This is a genomic window from Novosphingobium rosa NBRC 15208 (assembly GCF_001598555.1).
Lineage (GTDB): Bacteria > Pseudomonadota > Alphaproteobacteria > Sphingomonadales > Sphingomonadaceae > Novosphingobium > Novosphingobium rosa.
Genome location: NZ_BCZE01000040.1, coordinates 64,420 through 81,077 on the forward strand (window position 1 = coordinate 64,420; position 16,658 = coordinate 81,077).

General features: G+C 64.7%; 13 protein-coding genes and 1 tRNA gene. 4 read left to right on the forward strand and 10 right to left on the reverse strand.

Annotated features, from left to right (window positions below):
• Positions 1-136 precede the first annotated feature (136 nt).
• The 6 genes from SR3_RS16170 to pstS form a co-directional block, all read right to left on the reverse strand.
• Positions 137-1,777: a hypothetical protein gene (locus tag SR3_RS16170; protein WP_157098896.1), complete on the reverse strand. Its 1,641-nt coding sequence runs from the start codon at positions 1,775-1,777 to the stop codon at positions 137-139.
• A 229-nt stretch (positions 1,778-2,006) separates the two neighbouring features.
• Positions 2,007-2,714 (reverse strand): phosphate signaling complex protein PhoU, encoded by a 708-nt coding sequence (gene phoU, locus SR3_RS16175; RefSeq protein WP_068088310.1) that lies wholly within the window; start codon positions 2,712-2,714, stop codon positions 2,007-2,009.
• Between the two features lie 12 nt (positions 2,715-2,726).
• Entirely contained in the window at positions 2,727-3,539 is an 813-nt protein-coding gene (gene pstB / locus SR3_RS16180) for a phosphate ABC transporter ATP-binding protein PstB (RefSeq protein WP_084455630.1), read from the reverse strand.
• Positions 3,536-4,393 (reverse strand): phosphate ABC transporter permease PstA, encoded by an 858-nt coding sequence (pstA, locus tag SR3_RS16185; protein WP_245653948.1) that lies wholly within the window; start codon positions 4,391-4,393, stop codon positions 3,536-3,538. The genes pstB and pstA overlap by 4 nt, the downstream gene beginning before the upstream one ends.
• Positions 4,390-5,376, reverse strand: coding sequence for a phosphate ABC transporter permease subunit PstC (pstC, locus tag SR3_RS16190; RefSeq protein ID WP_084455631.1), 987 nt, complete (start codon positions 5,374-5,376; stop codon positions 4,390-4,392). The genes pstA and pstC overlap by 4 nt, the downstream gene beginning before the upstream one ends.
• A gap of 22 nt (positions 5,377-5,398) precedes the next feature.
• Positions 5,399-6,409: a phosphate ABC transporter substrate-binding protein PstS gene (pstS, locus tag SR3_RS16195; protein ID WP_068088315.1), complete on the reverse strand. Its 1,011-nt coding sequence runs from the start codon at positions 6,407-6,409 to the stop codon at positions 5,399-5,401.
• 185 nt (positions 6,410-6,594) lie between these two features.
• Between pstS and ppk2 the strand changes: the two genes are divergently transcribed.
• Positions 6,595-7,533, forward strand: coding sequence for a polyphosphate kinase 2 (gene ppk2 / locus SR3_RS16200; protein ID WP_068088319.1), 939 nt, complete (start codon positions 6,595-6,597; stop codon positions 7,531-7,533).
• A gap of 265 nt (positions 7,534-7,798) precedes the next feature.
• Here the strand turns inward: ppk2 and SR3_RS16205 are convergent, their stop codons facing one another.
• The 3 genes from SR3_RS16205 to SR3_RS16215 form a co-directional block, all read right to left on the reverse strand.
• Positions 7,799-8,797: a CorA family divalent cation transporter gene (locus tag SR3_RS16205; protein ID WP_068088321.1), complete on the reverse strand. Its 999-nt coding sequence runs from the start codon at positions 8,795-8,797 to the stop codon at positions 7,799-7,801.
• 133 nt (positions 8,798-8,930) lie between these two features.
• Entirely contained in the window at positions 8,931-10,538 is a 1,608-nt protein-coding gene (locus tag SR3_RS16210; protein WP_068088324.1) for an inorganic phosphate transporter, read from the reverse strand.
• A 161-nt stretch (positions 10,539-10,699) separates the two neighbouring features.
• The gene (locus SR3_RS16215) at positions 10,700-11,929 is read right to left on the reverse strand and encodes an MFS transporter (protein ID WP_068088327.1); all 1,230 of its coding nucleotides are present in this window, start codon (positions 11,927-11,929) and stop codon (positions 10,700-10,702) included.
• Positions 11,930-12,320: 391 nt separating this feature from the next.
• Here SR3_RS16215 and SR3_RS16220 point away from each other — a divergent pair, with 391 nt between their 5' ends.
• Entirely contained in the window at positions 12,321-13,817 is a 1,497-nt protein-coding gene (locus SR3_RS16220; RefSeq protein WP_068088331.1) for a glycosyltransferase family protein, read from the forward strand.
• Positions 13,818-13,904: 87 nt separating this feature from the next.
• Here SR3_RS16220 and SR3_RS16225 read toward each other — a convergent pair.
• Positions 13,905-13,996, reverse strand: a tRNA-Ser gene (locus SR3_RS16225).
• Positions 13,997-14,345: 349 nt separating this feature from the next.
• Between SR3_RS16225 and SR3_RS30670 the strand changes: the two genes are divergently transcribed.
• Both SR3_RS30670 and SR3_RS16235 read left to right on the forward strand, forming a co-directional pair.
• Positions 14,346-15,149, forward strand: coding sequence for a DUF1134 domain-containing protein (locus tag SR3_RS30670; RefSeq protein WP_245653949.1), 804 nt, complete (start codon positions 14,346-14,348; stop codon positions 15,147-15,149).
• Positions 15,150-15,266: 117 nt separating this feature from the next.
• Entirely contained in the window at positions 15,267-16,445 is a 1,179-nt protein-coding gene (locus SR3_RS16235) for an amino acid aminotransferase (RefSeq protein WP_068088334.1), read from the forward strand.
• Positions 16,446-16,658 lie beyond the last annotated feature (213 nt).

Genomic DNA, 16,658 nt, shown 5'->3' on the forward strand with positions numbered 1-16,658 from the left:
GATCCTAGGCGGCAGGGCTTGAGAAATTACTAACCATGACATGATTGGCCATGGTGTGGCGGCGCGCGGAGGGCAGATACAAAAACGCGCCCGAACCGCAAGGGATCGGGCGCGCTGAAGGTTGTGATGGATCTTATCAGAACGGGTAGTAGCGCAGGCTCAGGAAGCCCATCTGCTGGTTGGCGCGCGGCGCGCCGCCCACGCCCTGGAACAGGTCGCGCTGGGTGTAGCTGTACTGGATGCCGACCTGGGCGCGGCCGAAGTTGCCGTTGTAGACCTTCTGCCAGAAACCGGCGCTCAGCTGGCGGATGCGGCGGGTGTTGCCCGCGCAGGTGCCGGCTTCGATGTAGCAGCCGCTGTTGTTGGCGGTGATCAGGCCGACGCCGTAGCCGCCGCCGTAATCATGCGCGAATTCCAGTTCCTCGCCAGCATAGCCGTAGATGTCGAGCATCTTGGTCGGGTGCAGGGTGATGCCGCCCAGCAGCATGGTTTCGTGAACGGGGCGGATGCGGCCGGTCGAGTCGAAGGTCACGTCGGGCAGCGAGGAGGTGCCGTAGCGGCCAATGCCCTTGCCGGTCATGCCCGAGAACTGGATGTCCACATAGTTGGGCACCAGCTGCAGGCCGATGCTGCCGCCGAAGCCGTAACCACCGGCGTTCTCGGTGCCGACATTGGCGAGGTGGGCGGTGTAGGTGCGCACCAGGCCGAAGCCTTCGATGTGCAGCTGATGGCCCGCGATGTTGTCCTCATAGGCGGCCTTGCCCACGAAATCGGGCATGTGGTTGAGCGAGAGCGAGTTCGCGCTGTCGAAGCCAGAGGCGGCACCGATGGTGTTGGTGACGTTGCTGGGCACGGCGCCGACGAAGGTGGTCTGCGGGTTTTCAGCCGAGACGGCCAGCCACAGCTTGTGGTCGAAGAAGTCGCCGGTCAGACGGATCTGGGGCTGACGCGCCCAGGCGAAGCCCGAAACGTACTGCGCGTCGATCACCGTCGGCGGGTTCTCGTTGCGGGGCGTGATGCCCTTGGTGTTCATCGTCACCAGCGACCAGTTCTGGCCGGCCAGCAGGTGGATGCCGTGATCAGGCTTTTCCCAGTCGACCTGGCCATACAGCACGCGGATGCGCGGGGTGAAGCTGTTGCTCTCGTTCGAGTTGGCGGTCTGCGCGGCGCCAAGGAAGTCGAACTCGCCATACATGGTGAGCGTCGTGTCCTTGTTGGCCTTGCCCTGCGCCAGGAAGCCGACGCGGCTCTGACGGGCCGAGAAGCGGCCTTCGGCGGTCGAGTAGGTGCGGGCGTTGGGGAAGGGCACCGAGAAGCTGGAGGACAGGTCGTTGCCCTGATAGTGCTGGCGGTAGATGCCGGCGAATTCCAGGAAGCCGACGGGCTTGATGGTGATGCCGCGATAGTCGGCGTGATCCTTGTGGTGCTCCTTCTCGATCGCGGTGTTGATCGAGGTGGCGACTTCGGTGTGGACCTGATCGGGGGTGACCGGCGGGGTCTGGGTCAGCTGGGTGTTGACCGCGGCGACCTGCTGCTGGGTCTGGGTGACCTGGGCCTGCTCGGCGACCTGCTCCTGATGCTGGCTGTTGACCGCATCGTGCAGGGCGGCGACTTCGGCCTTCAGAGCGGCGATTTCGCTGCGCAGTTCGGCGTTGCCGTCATGATGAACGGCGGCGCGATGCTTGACGGCGTGATGCTTGGCTGTGGCGGCGTGAGCGGTCGGCACAACCAAACCGCCGGCAGCAACCGCTGCCAACAACAATACTTTCCTGCTCATGAAATGTCCCCTGATGAGGTCTTGTGATCTGAACGCAAGAGGGGATTAAAAATCTGCTATGACAGTTTCGAGACACTGACATAGTTTTTTGATAGCAATTTTATACGCTTTCAAATCAATATTTTGGTGCGGCAAAATAGCAACAAGGGCGGAAGGTTTTTACGCCTTCCGCCCTTGTCTGTGTCATAATTCCCTCACCCCGAAACAGCGGATGCGAGGCTTTGGATTTTCAGACAATGCCCGAGGTCGAACGGGCGCCCATCGCAATGCCGGTCAGGCTGTAATAGGTGATCTCGGCGATGTTGGTGGCGTGGTCACCCACGCGCTCCAGATTCTTCGCCACGAAGAGCAGATGCGTGCCGTGCGCGATGCGATCGGCCTGATCGGCGCCGGGCTCGGTGATGTCCTGAAGGATGGCGCGTGACAGGGCGTTGTAGGCCTCGTCCACCACGCTATCACGTTCGATCACATCGCGGGCCAGCTCGGCGTCGCGCTCGATATAGGCGCGAATCGCATCCTCGACCATTACTGCAACCATGTCGGCAATCGTCGGGATATCGCCTTCGGACGGGGCCACGGGGGCCTCGGCCAGAGCGACGGTGCGCTTGGCGATGTTCTTGGCGTAATCGCCCACGCGCTCCAGATCGCCCACGATCTTGATGGTGGAGAACAGCTCGCGCAGGTCGTCCGCCTGGGGCGAGCGGCGCGAGATGGTGTTGATCGCATCCAGCTCGACCGCCGATTGCAGCGCATCGATCTGGCCATCGTCGGCGGCGATCTGCGCGGCGGCGGCGGTGTCGCGGCGCACCAGCGCCTCGACAGCATCGCTGATCTGGCGGGCGGCCAGATCGCCGCTGGTGCGGATCAGGTTGCGGATGCGCGAAATGTCGCTGTCGAAGGCGCGCAGCGTGTGCGGAGGCAGAATCTCTTCGCTCATGATGCTGGTTCCTTAGCCGAAGCGACCGGTGACATAGTCACGGGTGCGCGGATCATGCGGATGGATGAACATCTGCTCGTGCGGGCCGACCTCAACCAGATCGCCGTTCAGCATGAAGGCGGTCTGGTCGGCGATGCGCGCGGCCTGCTGCAGATTGTGAGTCACGATCACGAAGGTGAAGTTGCGCGCTTGCTCCAGCACGAACTCCTCGATGCGCGCGGTGGACTGCGGATCGAGCGCCGAGGTGGGCTCGTCAAGCAGCACCACTTCGGGGCGCACGGCCAGCGTGCGGGCGATGCACAGACGCTGCTGCTGACCGCCAGAGAGGGCGAGGGCCGAGCGGTCCAGCTTGTCCTTCACCTCGTTCCACAGGGCGGCCTGAGTCAGCGCGATTTCCACGCGCTCCTGCATTTCGGCCTTGGAGAGCTTCTCGTAATGGCGCAGCGGGAAGGCCACATTCTCGAAGATCGACATGGCGAAGGGCGTGGGCTTCTGGAAGACCATGCCGATGCGCGCGCGCAGATTGGCCAGCGAATAGTTGCTGGCCAGAATGTTCTCGCCATCCAGCTGGATCTCGCCGGTGGCCTTCTGCTCCGGGTACAGCTCGAACATGCGGTTGAAAGTGCGCAGCAGCGTGGACTTGCCGCAGCCCGAGGGCCCGATCAGCGCCGTGATGGCATTGGCGGGCACATCGAAGTTCACCCCATGCAGCGCGCGAGTCTTGCCATAGAAGAACTCGAGGTTGCGGACGGAGACCTTGGTGGGGCGCTGGGCGAGGTCCTGCGACCCCGTCTGCGCAGGACGATCGGTGATAAGAGCGCTCACTTGAAACTCCTTGGCCGCAGGAACAGGCGGACCGCAATGCTGAGGGCAAGAACGAAGGCGGTGACGACGAAGGCGCCGGCCCAGGCAAGGGCGTGCCAGCTGTCATAGGGGCTCATCGCGTACTGGAAGATCACGACCGGCACGTTGGCCATCGGGGCCGAGAGGTCGGTGCTCCAATACTGGTTGTTGAGGGCGGTGAAGAGCAGCGGAGCCGTCTCGCCGCTGATGCGGGCCACGCCCAGCAGCACGCCGGTGGCGATGCCGGTCGACGCGCTGCGATAGATCACGTAACCCACCACCTTCCACTGGGGCAGGCCAAGGGCGAGCCCGGCCTCGCGCAGCTGGTTGGGGATCAGGCGCAGCGCTTCGTCGGTGGTGCGCACCACGACCGGCAGCAGGATCATGCCCAGCGCCAGACCGCCCGCATAGCCCGAGAAGTGGCCGGTCGTCGTCACAACCAGCTCATAGATGAACAGGCCGACCACGATCGAGGGCGCCGACAGCAGGATGTCATTGATGAAGCGGATGGTCTCGGCCAGCACCGAGGTCTTGCCGAATTCGGAAAGATAGGTGCCCGCCAGAATGCCGATCGGCGTGCCGACCACGATGGCCAGCAGGATCATCACCGCGCTGCCGTAAAAGGCGTTGAGCAGACCGCCCTCCTCACCTGGAGGCGGCGTCATCTGCGTGAAGAGCGCGGGGCTGAGGGCGGACGCGCCTTGAGTCACGGTCGTCCACAGGATCCACACCAGCCACAGCAGGCCGAACAGCGTGGCGCCGGTGGCTAGCACCAGCGCGATGGCATTGGTGATCTGGCGGCGGCGAACGATGGGGTTCATGGGTTGACGGCTCATCGACCCTTCCTTTCGATGCGGAGCAACATGAACTTGGCGATCGCCAGCACGATGAAGGTCACGACGAAGAGCAGGAAGCCAAGCGCGATCAGCGCGGAGTGGTAGATCGGCGAATCGGCTTCGGTGAATTCATTGGCGATGGCCGCGGCAATCGAGTTGCCGGGCATCAGCAGCGAGAGCGAGAAATCATGGGCGTTGCCCAGCACGAAGGTGACAGCCATCGTCTCGCCCAGCGCGCGCCCCAGGCCCAGGAAGATGGCGCCCATCACGGCCGAGCGGGTGTGAGGCAGGGTCACCTTGCAGACCACCTCCCAAGGGGTGGCGCCCAAGGCGAAGGCCGATTCGCGCAGCGCGGGCGGGATCGCCTGGAACACGTCGCGCATCACCGAGGAGATGAAGGGGATCGTCATGATGCCCAGGATGATCCCGGCGGTCAGCATGCCGATGCCGATCGGCGGGCCATCGAACAGCACGCCGATGACGGGCAGGGTGGCCCAGTGCTCGGTCACCCAGGGCTCGACATGCTCGCTCATGAAGGGGGCGAAGACGAACAGGCCCCACATGCCGTAGATGATGCTGGGCACGGCGGCCAGCAGCTCGATGGCCATGCCGATGGGGCCGCGCATCCAGCGGGGCGCCACTTCGGCCAGGAAGGTGGCGATGCCGAAGCTGATCGGCACGGCCACGATCATGGCGATCACCGAGGAGACGATGGTGCCATAGATCGGCACCAGAGCGCCGAACTGATGGCCGACAGCGTCCCAGTCCTTGCTGGTGATGAAGCTCCAGCCGAAGGTCTGGAAGGCCTCTCGGCCGCCCCAGGCCATCGATCCGGCAGCCCCCAGCAGGAGGATGAGGACCAGCCATGCCGCGCCGCCCGTCAGCAGTCGGAAAAGCCTGTCGCCGGTGGCGGCGGCGGGTTGTCCGGTGCGCTCCGGCGTGGCCGGAGCGCCCTGTTCGGACGTGATTGTGGCGGATGACATCGCTGGTCCTTTTGTCCGGCTCTTACTTGATGTTGGCGGCCATGTAGGTCTCGATCTGCTTCACCAGCGCGCTGGGCAGCGGAACGTACTGCAGGTTGATCGCCTGCTGACCGCCATGCTCAAGCGCCCACTTGAAGAACTTGATCGCCGAGGCCGACTGGGCGGGGTTCTTGGGGTGCTTGTACATCAGCGCGAAGGTGGTCGCGGTGATGGGGTAGGAGGTGGCGCCCGGGGCGTTGGTCATGACAAGGTAGAAGTCCTTGGCATGGGCCCAGTCGGCGTGGCTGGCAGCGGCCTGGAAGCTGGCGCCGTTGGGCGAGATGAACTTGCCGGCGGCGTTCTGCACCTGCGTGTAGACCATCTTGTTCTGCACGACATAGGCATACTCGACGTAACCGATCGAGTTGTTGACCTGGTTCACGTAGGCGGCGACGCCTTCGTTACCCTTGCCACCGATGCCGGCGGGCCACGAAACGGCGGTGCCGTCCTTGCCCTTCCACTGCGGGCTGACCTGGCTCAGGTAGTGCGTGAAGTTGAAGGTGGTGCCCGAACCGTCCGAACGGTGCACGACGGTGATCGCGGCGTTGGGCAGGTTCACGCCGGGGTTCAGCGCCTTGATCTTGGGGTCGTTCCAGCTCTTGATCTGGCCGCCATAGATGTCACCGAGCACCGAGCCCGAGAAACGCAGCTGGCCGGGGCGGATGCCCGCCAAGTGAACCACGGGCACCACGCCGCCGATGACGACGGGGAACTGGGCCAGACCGGCAGCGTCCAGCTCGCTGGCTTCCAGCGGCTTGTCGGTGGCGCCGAAAGTCACGGTGCCGGCCTTGATCTGGGCGATGCCGCCGCCCGAACCGATCGACTGATAGTTGATCTTCTCGCCGCCGTGGCTCGAATAGTCGGCCGACCACTTCGACAGGATCGGGTAAACGAAGGTGGAACCGGCACCGGTGATGTCAGCCAGGGCGGCGCCGCCCGTAGCCAGAGCGGCAACCGTGGCGACAACGGTCAGCGACTTGGAAAACTTGCTCATCGAAACCCCCATTGGGTGAAAGGCGAAAACGCCTGATCGGACGACACGATTCCGTCCTCATCGCTCGCCCTAGATTTCCTTCGTGACAGATTGGTGACAGCTGTCACGATCGAGCAAAGATGCATTTAAATTGGCGGAATTCCGCTGTCATGGATCGGACACAAGGGGGCGATAGGCTTCCCGGCATGAACGACTTTGTGACAGACATCGCCCGCATCAAGGCAGAACTCGCCGACAGCTTCGATGAAGAGCTGGAGATGGAGTTGGAGGAACGCCGCCTCGACGCCCTGATGGAACAGATGCCCGGCGATCAGGATGGGGAACTGCTCGAAAGAGACCCCGCCGGCACGGCGCTCGACCGCCGCGTCTACTTCAAGGAGCTGTTCCGCCTGCAGCACGAACTCGTGCGCCTGCAGGACTGGGTGCAGAGCCAGGGTCTGAAGGTGGTGGTGGTGTTCGAGGGCCGCGATTCGGCGGGCAAGGGCGGCGCGATCAAGCGCATCACCCAGCGCCTCAACCCGCGCGTCTGCCGCGTCGCCGCTTTGCCCGCCCCCAACGATCGCGAAAAGACCCAGTGGTACTTCCAGCGCTATGCCGCGCATCTTCCGGCGGCTGGCGAGATCGTCCTCTTCGACCGCAGCTGGTACAATCGCGCGGGCGTGGAGCGCGTGATGGGCTTCTGCTCGAAGGACGATGTGGAAGAGTTTTTCCGCTCCGTGCCGGAATTCGAGCGGATGCTGATCCGCTCGGGCATCATCCTGATCAAATACTGGTTCTCCATCACCGACGAAGAGCAGCAGTTCCGCTTCAACATGCGCATCGAGGACCCCCTCAAGCAGTGGAAGCTCTCCCCCATGGACGTGGAATCGCGCCGCCGCTGGGAAGACTATACCGCCGCCAAGGAAGAGATGCTGGAGCGCACCCATATCCCCGAAGCCCCGTGGTGGGTGGTGGAGGCCGTGGACAAGAAGAAGGCGCGCCTGAACTGCATCGCTCACCTGCTGGAGCAGATTCCCTACGGCGACGTGGAACGCGCCCCGGTGGTGCTGCCTCCGCGCGTGCGCCATGAGGATTACGAGCGCCATCCGGTGCCGCGTGAGATGTATGTGCCTGAGAAGTATTGAAGGTTTAAGGTAGATTAGGAAGGGAAGATGCGAGGGGGTTACCCCCTCGCGCTCCCGGAACGTCTTCCGGCGAGAGGGCAGGGGTGCCCGATTCTTGCGCCTAACCTCTCCACCTGCGTGACCTAAGGCGCCGCAGGCAGTTTCACGTATGATGGATATTTCATGCCTGCGGCGCAGCGACGTTGCCCTGCAGCTGAACCCGAGGCGCAACGCCGACAAGTAAAGGGAGCGCGAGGGCGATGGCCCTCGCATCTTTCCTTCAAACTTACTTCCTTCTGACCAGCCCCATAATCCGCAACAACCACCAGGTCAGCGCGCCAGCCAGAAGCGCGACCAGCGTGGCCATAAAGGTCCCCGACGCTCCCTGGGCGAAAGGCAGCCCCCCGGTGTTCATGCCGAAAAAGCCGGTCACCAATGTCGCGGGCATCATCAGCGCCGTCAGCACCGAGAGCAGATAGACGTTCTCATTGGTGCGCTGCGCCGCCTGCAGATCCAGTTCGTCGCGCAGCTGGCGCAGATGGTGCTGCGCGGCGACGATATCGGTGTCCATATCCACAAGACGCGGCAGCAGGTTGCGCGCCATCAGGCAGACGCTTTCGGGCAGGCGCGGCTCGCGTTCCATGCGCTGCATGGTGGCGCGCAGGCCCACGGTCATGCGGTGGAGCTGGGCGGAGAGGCGGCGGGCCCCCATCAGCTCGCGCGAGTCGGGCATATGGTCATGCTCCATCAGCTCGGTCTCGGCTTCGAGGAGCTGTGTGCCGAGATCGGCGACAAGCCCGGCCAGTCCGTCGATATGGGTGTCGAGCAATAAGGAGAGCGCCTGGGTGGCATCCTGAATGTCCGGGCCCTGCTCCAGCTGGGCCCGGACCAGATCGGCGCCACGCAGCGGGCGGATGCGCCCGGTGATCAGCAGCCCCGGCCGCATCATCACATGCAGCGCGCCAACGCGGTTGGTGGTGTTCAGCTCGAAATCACGCTCGAAATCATGGATGGTGAAGGCCAGCGCATCGCCGACCATCTCGAAGCGCGGCGCGCCCTCGCGGCCATGCATCACCGCCAGCAGCCTTGGCGGCGCTCCGGACTGGGTATCGAGCCAGCGCAGGCTGCGCTGGTCCGCCATGTTGAGATGCAGCCAGCGGAAGGGCAGGTCGGCGGGCGGCTCGCGATGATCCAACTGGTAGACGCCCTGATCGGCCTGACTGTAGCACCAGATCGCCGCGGGGTGCTGCACGCTTTCGCGCAGGGCTTCGCTTTCATCCATCATGGGCGGTCCGTTGGTCGCGAGTGCATAGAAAGAGGGCGGCTGGCCCGAGTGATCGGATCAGCCGCCCCAAATATCGATCTTATCGTGCTTTTCCAAGAGGCCGGATGGCTCATCCGGCCGCCTGGGGCGCTGTTTAGAAAACCGCCGACAGGATCACATAGAGCACGCCCGCGATCACGATCGAGCAGGGCAGGGTCAGGATCCAGGCCAGCGCCATGTTGCGCAGCGTGCTGGCCTGCAGGCCCGAACCGTTGGCGGCCATGGTGCCCGCCACGCCCGAGGAGAGGACGTGCGTGGTGGAGACCGGCAGGCCGAAGGCGTCGGCCATGCCGATGGTGGCCATGGCGGTGATTTCGGCGGCTGCGCCCTGAGCATAGGTCAGGTGGGTCTTGCCGATCTTCTCACCAACGGTGACGACGATGCGCTTCCAGCCCACCATCGTGCCCAGGCCCAGGGCCAGAGCGACGGCGACCTTCACCCAGGTGGGGATGAAGCGGGTGCCCTTGTCGAGCGAGCCCTTATAGTCGGTGAGGGCCTTGGTTTCGGCTTCGGAGAAGCCGATGCTCTTGTCGGCGGCGATCAGCTTGAGGCCTTCCGAGGCGAGGTACATGTCGTTGCGCATGTTGCGGGTCGCGGAAGCGGGCACGCGGGCCAGCGAGCCATAGCCCTTCACCTGGCTGTCGATGTCGTTCACCAGACCGCCCAGCGAGGCGAGCGTGGCGGGGGTCTTTTCCTTGGTGGCGATATAGGCCTCGATCGCCTTTTCATTGTCGCCAGTGGGCTTGGCATTGCCGGCATGGGCGGCCAGAGCGGCGGCGGCGGCGGCAGAACCGGTATGGAACTGCGCCTCATAGGCCGAGGGCACGGCGCGGTTGAGGGCATAGGCGGTGGGCACGGTGCCGATCAGGATCAGCATGATCAGGCCCATGCCCTTCTGACCGTCGTTCGAACCGTGGAAGAAGCTGACGCCGGTGCAGGTGCCGATCAGCAGGATACGGATCCACAGCGGCGGTGGGTTGCCGTTCTGGGGTTCGCGATAGAGGGCGGGCACGCGGACCAGGGCACGGGCCAGGAAGAACAGCGCGCCGGCCATGATGAAGCCGAGGATGGGCGAGAAGAGCAGGGCGCGGCCGATGTTGGCGGCCTGCGTCCAGTCCACGCCCGAGGTGCCGCTGCGGCCATGCAGCAGGGCATTGGCGACGCCCACGCCGATCACCGAACCGATCAGCGTGTGCGAGCTGGAGTTGGGAATGCCGAAGAACCATGTCGCCAGATTCCACAGGATCGCCGCGATCAGCAGGGCGAAGACCATGGCGAAGCCCTGACCCGCGCCGACCTGCAGGATCAGCTCGACCGGCAGCAGCGAGATGATGCCGAAGGCCACCGCGCCGGTGGAGACCAGCACGCCAAGGAAATTGAAGAAGCCGGACCAGACGACCGCGACATTGGCGGGCATCGAGTTGGTGTAGATCACCGTGGCGACGGCATTGGCGGTGTCATGGAAGCCGTTCACGAATTCGAAGCCCAGCGCGATCAGCAGGGCCAGGAACAGCAGGGCATAGGGCAGAAAGGCGGTGGCGTGGACGCCGGCGGCGCTGGCATCGCTGTAGACGCTGGAGGCGACATAGCCGATGCCGACCAGAACGGCGGCCAGAAAGCCCAGCTTCCCGGCGGTGCCGAGCCCCTTGTCGAGGTCGGCCCGGCCGGCAGGCGCGGTTGGAGTGGCAAGGGTGGCATTCATCGGGAGTTCTCCTTCGGGCCGAAAGGATAGTCCCCCGATGTGACAGATTTGCGAGAGTCGAAAAGAGGCGTGTTAAAAAGAAGTTAAATCGGGCTTCCGAGAATTCGGCAGGGTTTTAGACAAGCGACTCGAGGTTGTTGGGAGGCGCTTCTCACATGGCTTCAACATGCTTCGCAGGCAGTCTCGTCGCTTCCATCGCGTGCCTCCAGCCGCATCGCCACAATCAGGATCAGCAGGCCGCCGACCGCCAGCGCTGCGCCAACAAGACCTGTCGAGGCCCAGCCATAGCCCCCGGCGATCGCCAGACCGCCCAGCCATGGCCCCAGCGCATTGGCGGTGTTGAAGGCCGAATGGTTGAGTGCGGCGGCCAGGCTCTGCGCCTCTCCGGCCACATCCATCAGGCGGGTCTGCAGGATGCTGCCCATGGCGCCGCCGCAGCCGATCGCGAAGATCACCACAACCATCGCCCACAGGCTATGGACCGCCAGCGGATAGAGCGCCAGCCACACCGCGCTCCACACCAGCAGGGCCGCGGCGGTGGGCATCAGCGCCCGGTCGGCAAAACGCGGCACGAACATGTTGCCCAGAGTCATGCCGACGCCAAAGATGGCGAAGACCAGAGAAATCGCCGCCGGAGAGGCATGGGTCACATTCTCCAGCGCCGAGGCGAGATAGGTGTAGACGCAGAACATGCCGCCAAAGCCGATGGCGCCCACGGCCAGCGTCAGCCAGACCTGCCCGTTCTTCAGCGCATCGAGTTCGCGCAGCGGGTTGATATCGGCATCGGGCTTGTCGCGTGGGACGAAGATGGCGACCATCGCCGCGCAGAGCAGCGCCAGAATGGCCACCACGCCAAAACCCCAGCGCCAGCTCATCACCTGACCCAGCCAGCTGGCCACCGGCACGCCGACGGTGGTGGCGATGGTCAGCCCCAGCATGATCCGCCCCACGGCCTGAGCGCGCTTGCCCGTGGGCACCAGCGAGGCGGCCACCAGCGCGGCCACGCCGAAATAGGCGCCATGCGGCAAGCCGCTCAGGAAGCGGAAGGCCAGCATCCAGTGATAGTCGGGTGCGATGGCGCTGAGCGCATTGAACAGGCAGAAGGCGGCCATCAGCAGGATCAGCAGCGTGCGCCGCGCCAGCCTGGCGCCCAGCACGGCCAGCAGCGGCGCGCCGATCACCACGCCCAGCGCATAGGCGCTGATCACATGGCCCGCCGTGGGTGCATCGACACCCAATCCGGCAGCCATGGGTGGCAGCAGGCTCATGGTGGCGAATTCGGTGGTGCCGATGGCGAAACCACCCATTGCCAGAGCAAGATGCACCAGACCGACAGGCACGCCGCGCGCGTCCACCTGAGCGATGGGGGTGTCGGGGAGGGGGCTGTCCATGGCTCAGTCCTTTCCGACAAGCGCTGCGGTGGGCCGGTGGGCGGAACCATGGGGGCCAAAACGACGGCCAAAAGGATGGGGCGCGGCGACCGGGCGGAACCCGATCGGCATGAAACGATCAAACTGCACTGGCTATCCGTTCATCGAGCGAATGGGGGGAATTCGCAGGCGCCGCGCTATCACCGGCCCACAAGGGTCGGGTGTTACCGGGCTGCCTCCTTCGAAGAGCCTCCTTATAGCTCTTTTCGCGGTTGCAGCATAGAGGGCAGGGGCATTTTCCCATGGCCGCGCCGATTTTGCGCGGCGTGAGCCTCGTCCTGGCCCGGCCGGGGAGTGGTTGAATTGGTCGCGCCACGCGGGCAAGGCAGGCATGTGCTATGCGGGGGCCCGAATGAAGACACCGAGTTCGACACCGACCTCCCTTGCGGATCGCTGCTTCCGGCTGGCCTTTGTCGCGATTCTTCTGCTGGCGGTGGCTCTGCGGGTGCTGGCCTTCTCGCCCTTCGACACCATCGCCCATGACGAAACGCTGCAGTATCAGGAACGCGCCTATCGCATGGTGTTCGGCTATGGGCTGGTGCCCTGGGAAAGCCGCCATGGTATCCGCAATGCGCTGCTCCCCGATCTGATCGCTGGCGCGATGGCCGTGGCGAAGCTGGTGTGGCACGATCCGGGCATCGCGGTTCTGGCGGGGCGGATCGTGACGGGGTTGGTCGGTCTGGCCCTTGTCCCGGCGGCCTATGCGCTGGGCAGCGTGCGGTCGCGCGGGGCCGGGATCGTCGCCATGTTCATTGCGGCGACATGGTTTGAATCGGTGATCTTCAGTGTCCATGTGCTGACGGAAAGCGTGGCGCTGCCCTTTGCCTGCGGCGGGGCGGCGGCGTTGTTGCGGGCACGGCAAAGCCATCGCGCGGGGCTGCTGGCCGGTTTTCTGCTGACGATGACGGTCTTGCTGCGGCTGCAGTTCGCGGTCTTTGCCGGTGTGCTGGTGGTGCTGAGCCTGCGGGGCGACCGGGCGCTGTATCGCTCTCTGGCGCTGGGGGCCCTGCCGGCTCTGGCCATCGGCGCGGTGAGCGATCTGGCGGCGGGCATGGCGCCCTTCGCTTGGGTGGGCAAGAACATTGCGATCAATCTGTTTCAGGGCAAGGCCGCCTATTTCGGCCAGTCAGGCCCGCTGGCCTATGTGCAGGCGGTGTATCTGCGCCTGTTGCCGTTTTCGGTGCCGATCCTGCTGGGCGCCGTCTGCGTGGAGCGGCGCTATCGCCCGTTGCTGATCGCGGCCATCGCCAACATCGCGGTCCACAGCCTGATCGGGCATAAGGAATACCGCTTCATCTGGCTGTCGATGTTCATCTTCGTGATTCTGGCGGGTTTGACCTCGGTGGAGATGGTCGAGCGTTTTCGGGCGCGCCGTCAGGGATCGCCGTTAGGTCGGGCGGTGGCTTTGGCGCTGCTGTGTCTGGTCTGGGCTGGGCTGTCCTGGGGGAGTCTGATCGCGACCGGCGGGGCGCAGGCGCTGCGCGATGGCGGCGGGATCGCCAAAGAGACCGTGCTGGCGGCGCGCGATCCCGGCATCTGTGCCCTCGGCGTGGGGGCTGCGCTGCGCAAGGGCGTTTCCTATGCCTATGTCCGGCGCCCTTTGCCTTTCTACCTTGTGCCGGAGTCGATCGAGAGCGGGCAACAATCCTTTCCCGCTCCGCTGGCGGATGCGGTCAATGCTCTGGTGCTGACAGACAAGACGCGCCCGCCTGCCGGTTTCCGCCGGTTGAACTGCGAGCAGGATGGTGCGAGCAAGGTCTGCCTCTATCGCCGTGCCGGGGGCTGCCGCGCAGGCGAGGCGTCCGCGCCTTACAGCTATGAGGCCATGCTGCTGCACAACGATATGTGAATCCCCGGCGCAAACCGGGGCCAATGGCTATCGAGAGATGGGAAGCACCGATCTGGGAAAACGCCAGAGCCTTCATCGCAAAGGCTGTGGCGGAGACGGAGGGATTCGAACCCTCGGTGCCGAATTCTCAGCACGACGGTTTAGCAAACCGTTGGTTTCAGCCACTCACCCACGTCTCCGGATCGCAGCGGCGAGGGGGCGCTATAACCATGCCTTTTCACCTCGGCAAGAGGGGGCAAGGCTTTTCTTTCAACTTTTCCCATTCCACGCTTTTGTCCCCCATTCGGCCCGGCGTTCAGCTTGGCGTTCATCATGCCGCTGCTATCCATCGCTTCGGTTGGTCGCATCGGCGACTCCGCCTGTCGAAGCGGGCGGATGGGTGGTCTTCCCGAATGGCGGGATCATCTGCGATGCGGCATAGTTACGGGCCTTGCCTAAGGATCGGGCAAGCATCATCGCGGCGTTCATGCTGGGCATGGATGGCATGCAGGAAACGGATGGGATGCAATGGTGCTGAATGTGCGAAAGATGAAGCGCTCTGTCGCGCTGGTGGCCGGGATGGTCGCGCTCAGTCTGGTGAGCGGGCCGGTGATGGCGCAATCCTATCAGGGCGGCTCCCAGCAGGGGATCGATTCCGATCTGGTCAAGCCCGGGCAGGATGACACGCAGGCCCAGCAGCCCTTGCCCCCCGCCAGCCCGGCACCGCAGGGCGGTTATAACCAGGGCGGCTACAACAGTCCCACCTACAACAATGCCCAGCCCAATTCGGGCCAGCCTTATGCTCCGCAGCAGCAGGCGCCCGGACAGGCCATGCCGCCCGCCAACCCCACCGGTCCACAGGGCCCCGGCGGCACCTATCATGAGGACGATCTGATCGGCGCGGCCACCGGCGTCTTCGGCACCGGCGCCAAGGGTCTGGCCGAGATCATCCGCGACATCCTGAAAAAGCAGGGCGAGCCCGATGGCTATATCGTCGGGCGCGAGGCGGGCGGCGCTTTCGTGGCCGGTCTGCGCTATGGCTCGGGCACGCTGTATCACAAGATCGAGGGGCAGCGCCCCGTCTATTGGGCCGGGCCCTCGATCGGCTTCGATGCCGGGGCCAGCGCGGGCAAGACCTTCGTGCTGGTCTACAACCTCCACAACACCGACGACCTGTTCCACCGCTATGGCGCGGGCGAGGGGCAGGCCTATCTGGTGGGCGGCTTCCACGTCTCTTACCTGCGGCGCGGCGATGTGGTGCTGATCCCGGTCCGCATGGGCGTTGGCCTGCGGCTGGGCGTCAACGGCGGCTATATGAAGTTCACGCAAAAGCAGACTTGGCTGCCGTTCTGAGGCCTCTTGCGGCGCTGGAACAAGATTGCGCTGTTATAGTAACGAATTGAGAGAAACTTGCGCAGGGGTGAGCCTTCAGGCTTGCCCCTTTCGCCCCTCAAGGCTAAGGGCGCGCGCATGCTTACGAACCTCCAGCAACAGCCCGCCGACGCGCTTCTGGCGCTGATCAAGCTCCATAATGCGGACCCCCGCCAGGACAAGATTGACCTGGGCGTGGGCGTCTACCGCACCGACACCGGCGCCACGCCCGTGTTTGAGGCGGTGAAGGCCGCCGAGAAAAAGCTGCTGGAGATTCAGGACTCCAAAGCCTACCTCGGCCCCGAGGGCGACATGGGCTTTGTCCATGCGCTGATGCCCTACATCTTCGGCAAGAACGATCCCAGCATGGGCGGCCGCATCGACGGCATGCAGGCCCCCGGCGGCACCGGCGCGGTGCGCCTTGCCGTGGCTCTGGCCAAGAAGGCCGGTGTGAAGCGTATCTGGATGGGCACCCCCAGCTGGCCCAACCACGCCCAGATCGCCGCCGATGTCGGCGTCGAGATCAAGGGCTACAACCATGCCACCAAGGCGGGCGTGGCCGACATGCAGGCCCTGCGCGACGCCATCGCCGCCGCCGAGCCGACCGACGCCATCATGCTGCATGGCTGCTGCCACAACCCCACCGGCATCGATTACACCAATGCCGAATGGGACGAGATCACGGCTCTGGTGAAGGCCAAGGGCATCCTGCCCATCCTCGACCTGGCCTATCAGGGCCTGGGCAAGGGCATGGAAGAGGACGCCTATGGCATCCGCACCGTGCTGGCCGCCGTGCCCGAAGCGCTGATCGCCTACAGCTGCGACAAGAACTTCGGCTACTACCGCGACCGCGTGGGCGCGCTCTATGTGCTGGCGGCTCAGGCTGACCAGATCGGCGCGATCCTGTCGAACGGCTCCGCGCTGGCCCGCGCCAACTGGTCGATGCCGCCCGATCACGGCGGCGCGGTGGTGCGCCTGATCCTCGAGGATGAGGCCCTGACCGCCTCGTGGCTGAACGAGCTGGACGTGATGCGCGCGCGCATGAGCGAAGTGCGCGCCAAGCTGGGCGGTGCGGGCACGCAGGGCTCGGTGGACTTCACCCCCTTCGGCACGCAGAACGGCCTGTTCTCGATCGTTCCGCTGACGGGCGAGCAGGTGCTGGCCATGCGCGAGAAGCACGGCGTCTATATGGCCGGCTCGGGCCGCATCAACGTGGCGGGGCTGACGATGGGCAACATCGACAAGTTCATCGCTGCCGTGGCGGATGTGACCAAGTAAGAAGGGTTGAAGCAGGGGGTGTTACGCCCCCTGCACCCCCGGAACGTCTTCCGGCGATGGGGCAGTGGTTCCGCATCGCGGTGCGGGAACGCTCCACCAGCACAGAAAAGGCGCCGCAGGCAGGATGCCCCGGCGCCTTTTCTCGTTTGAAAGCCTGCGGCGCGGCGTGCTTAGCTTTATGGCCGAACCCGATGCGCTAACGTAGACATTCAA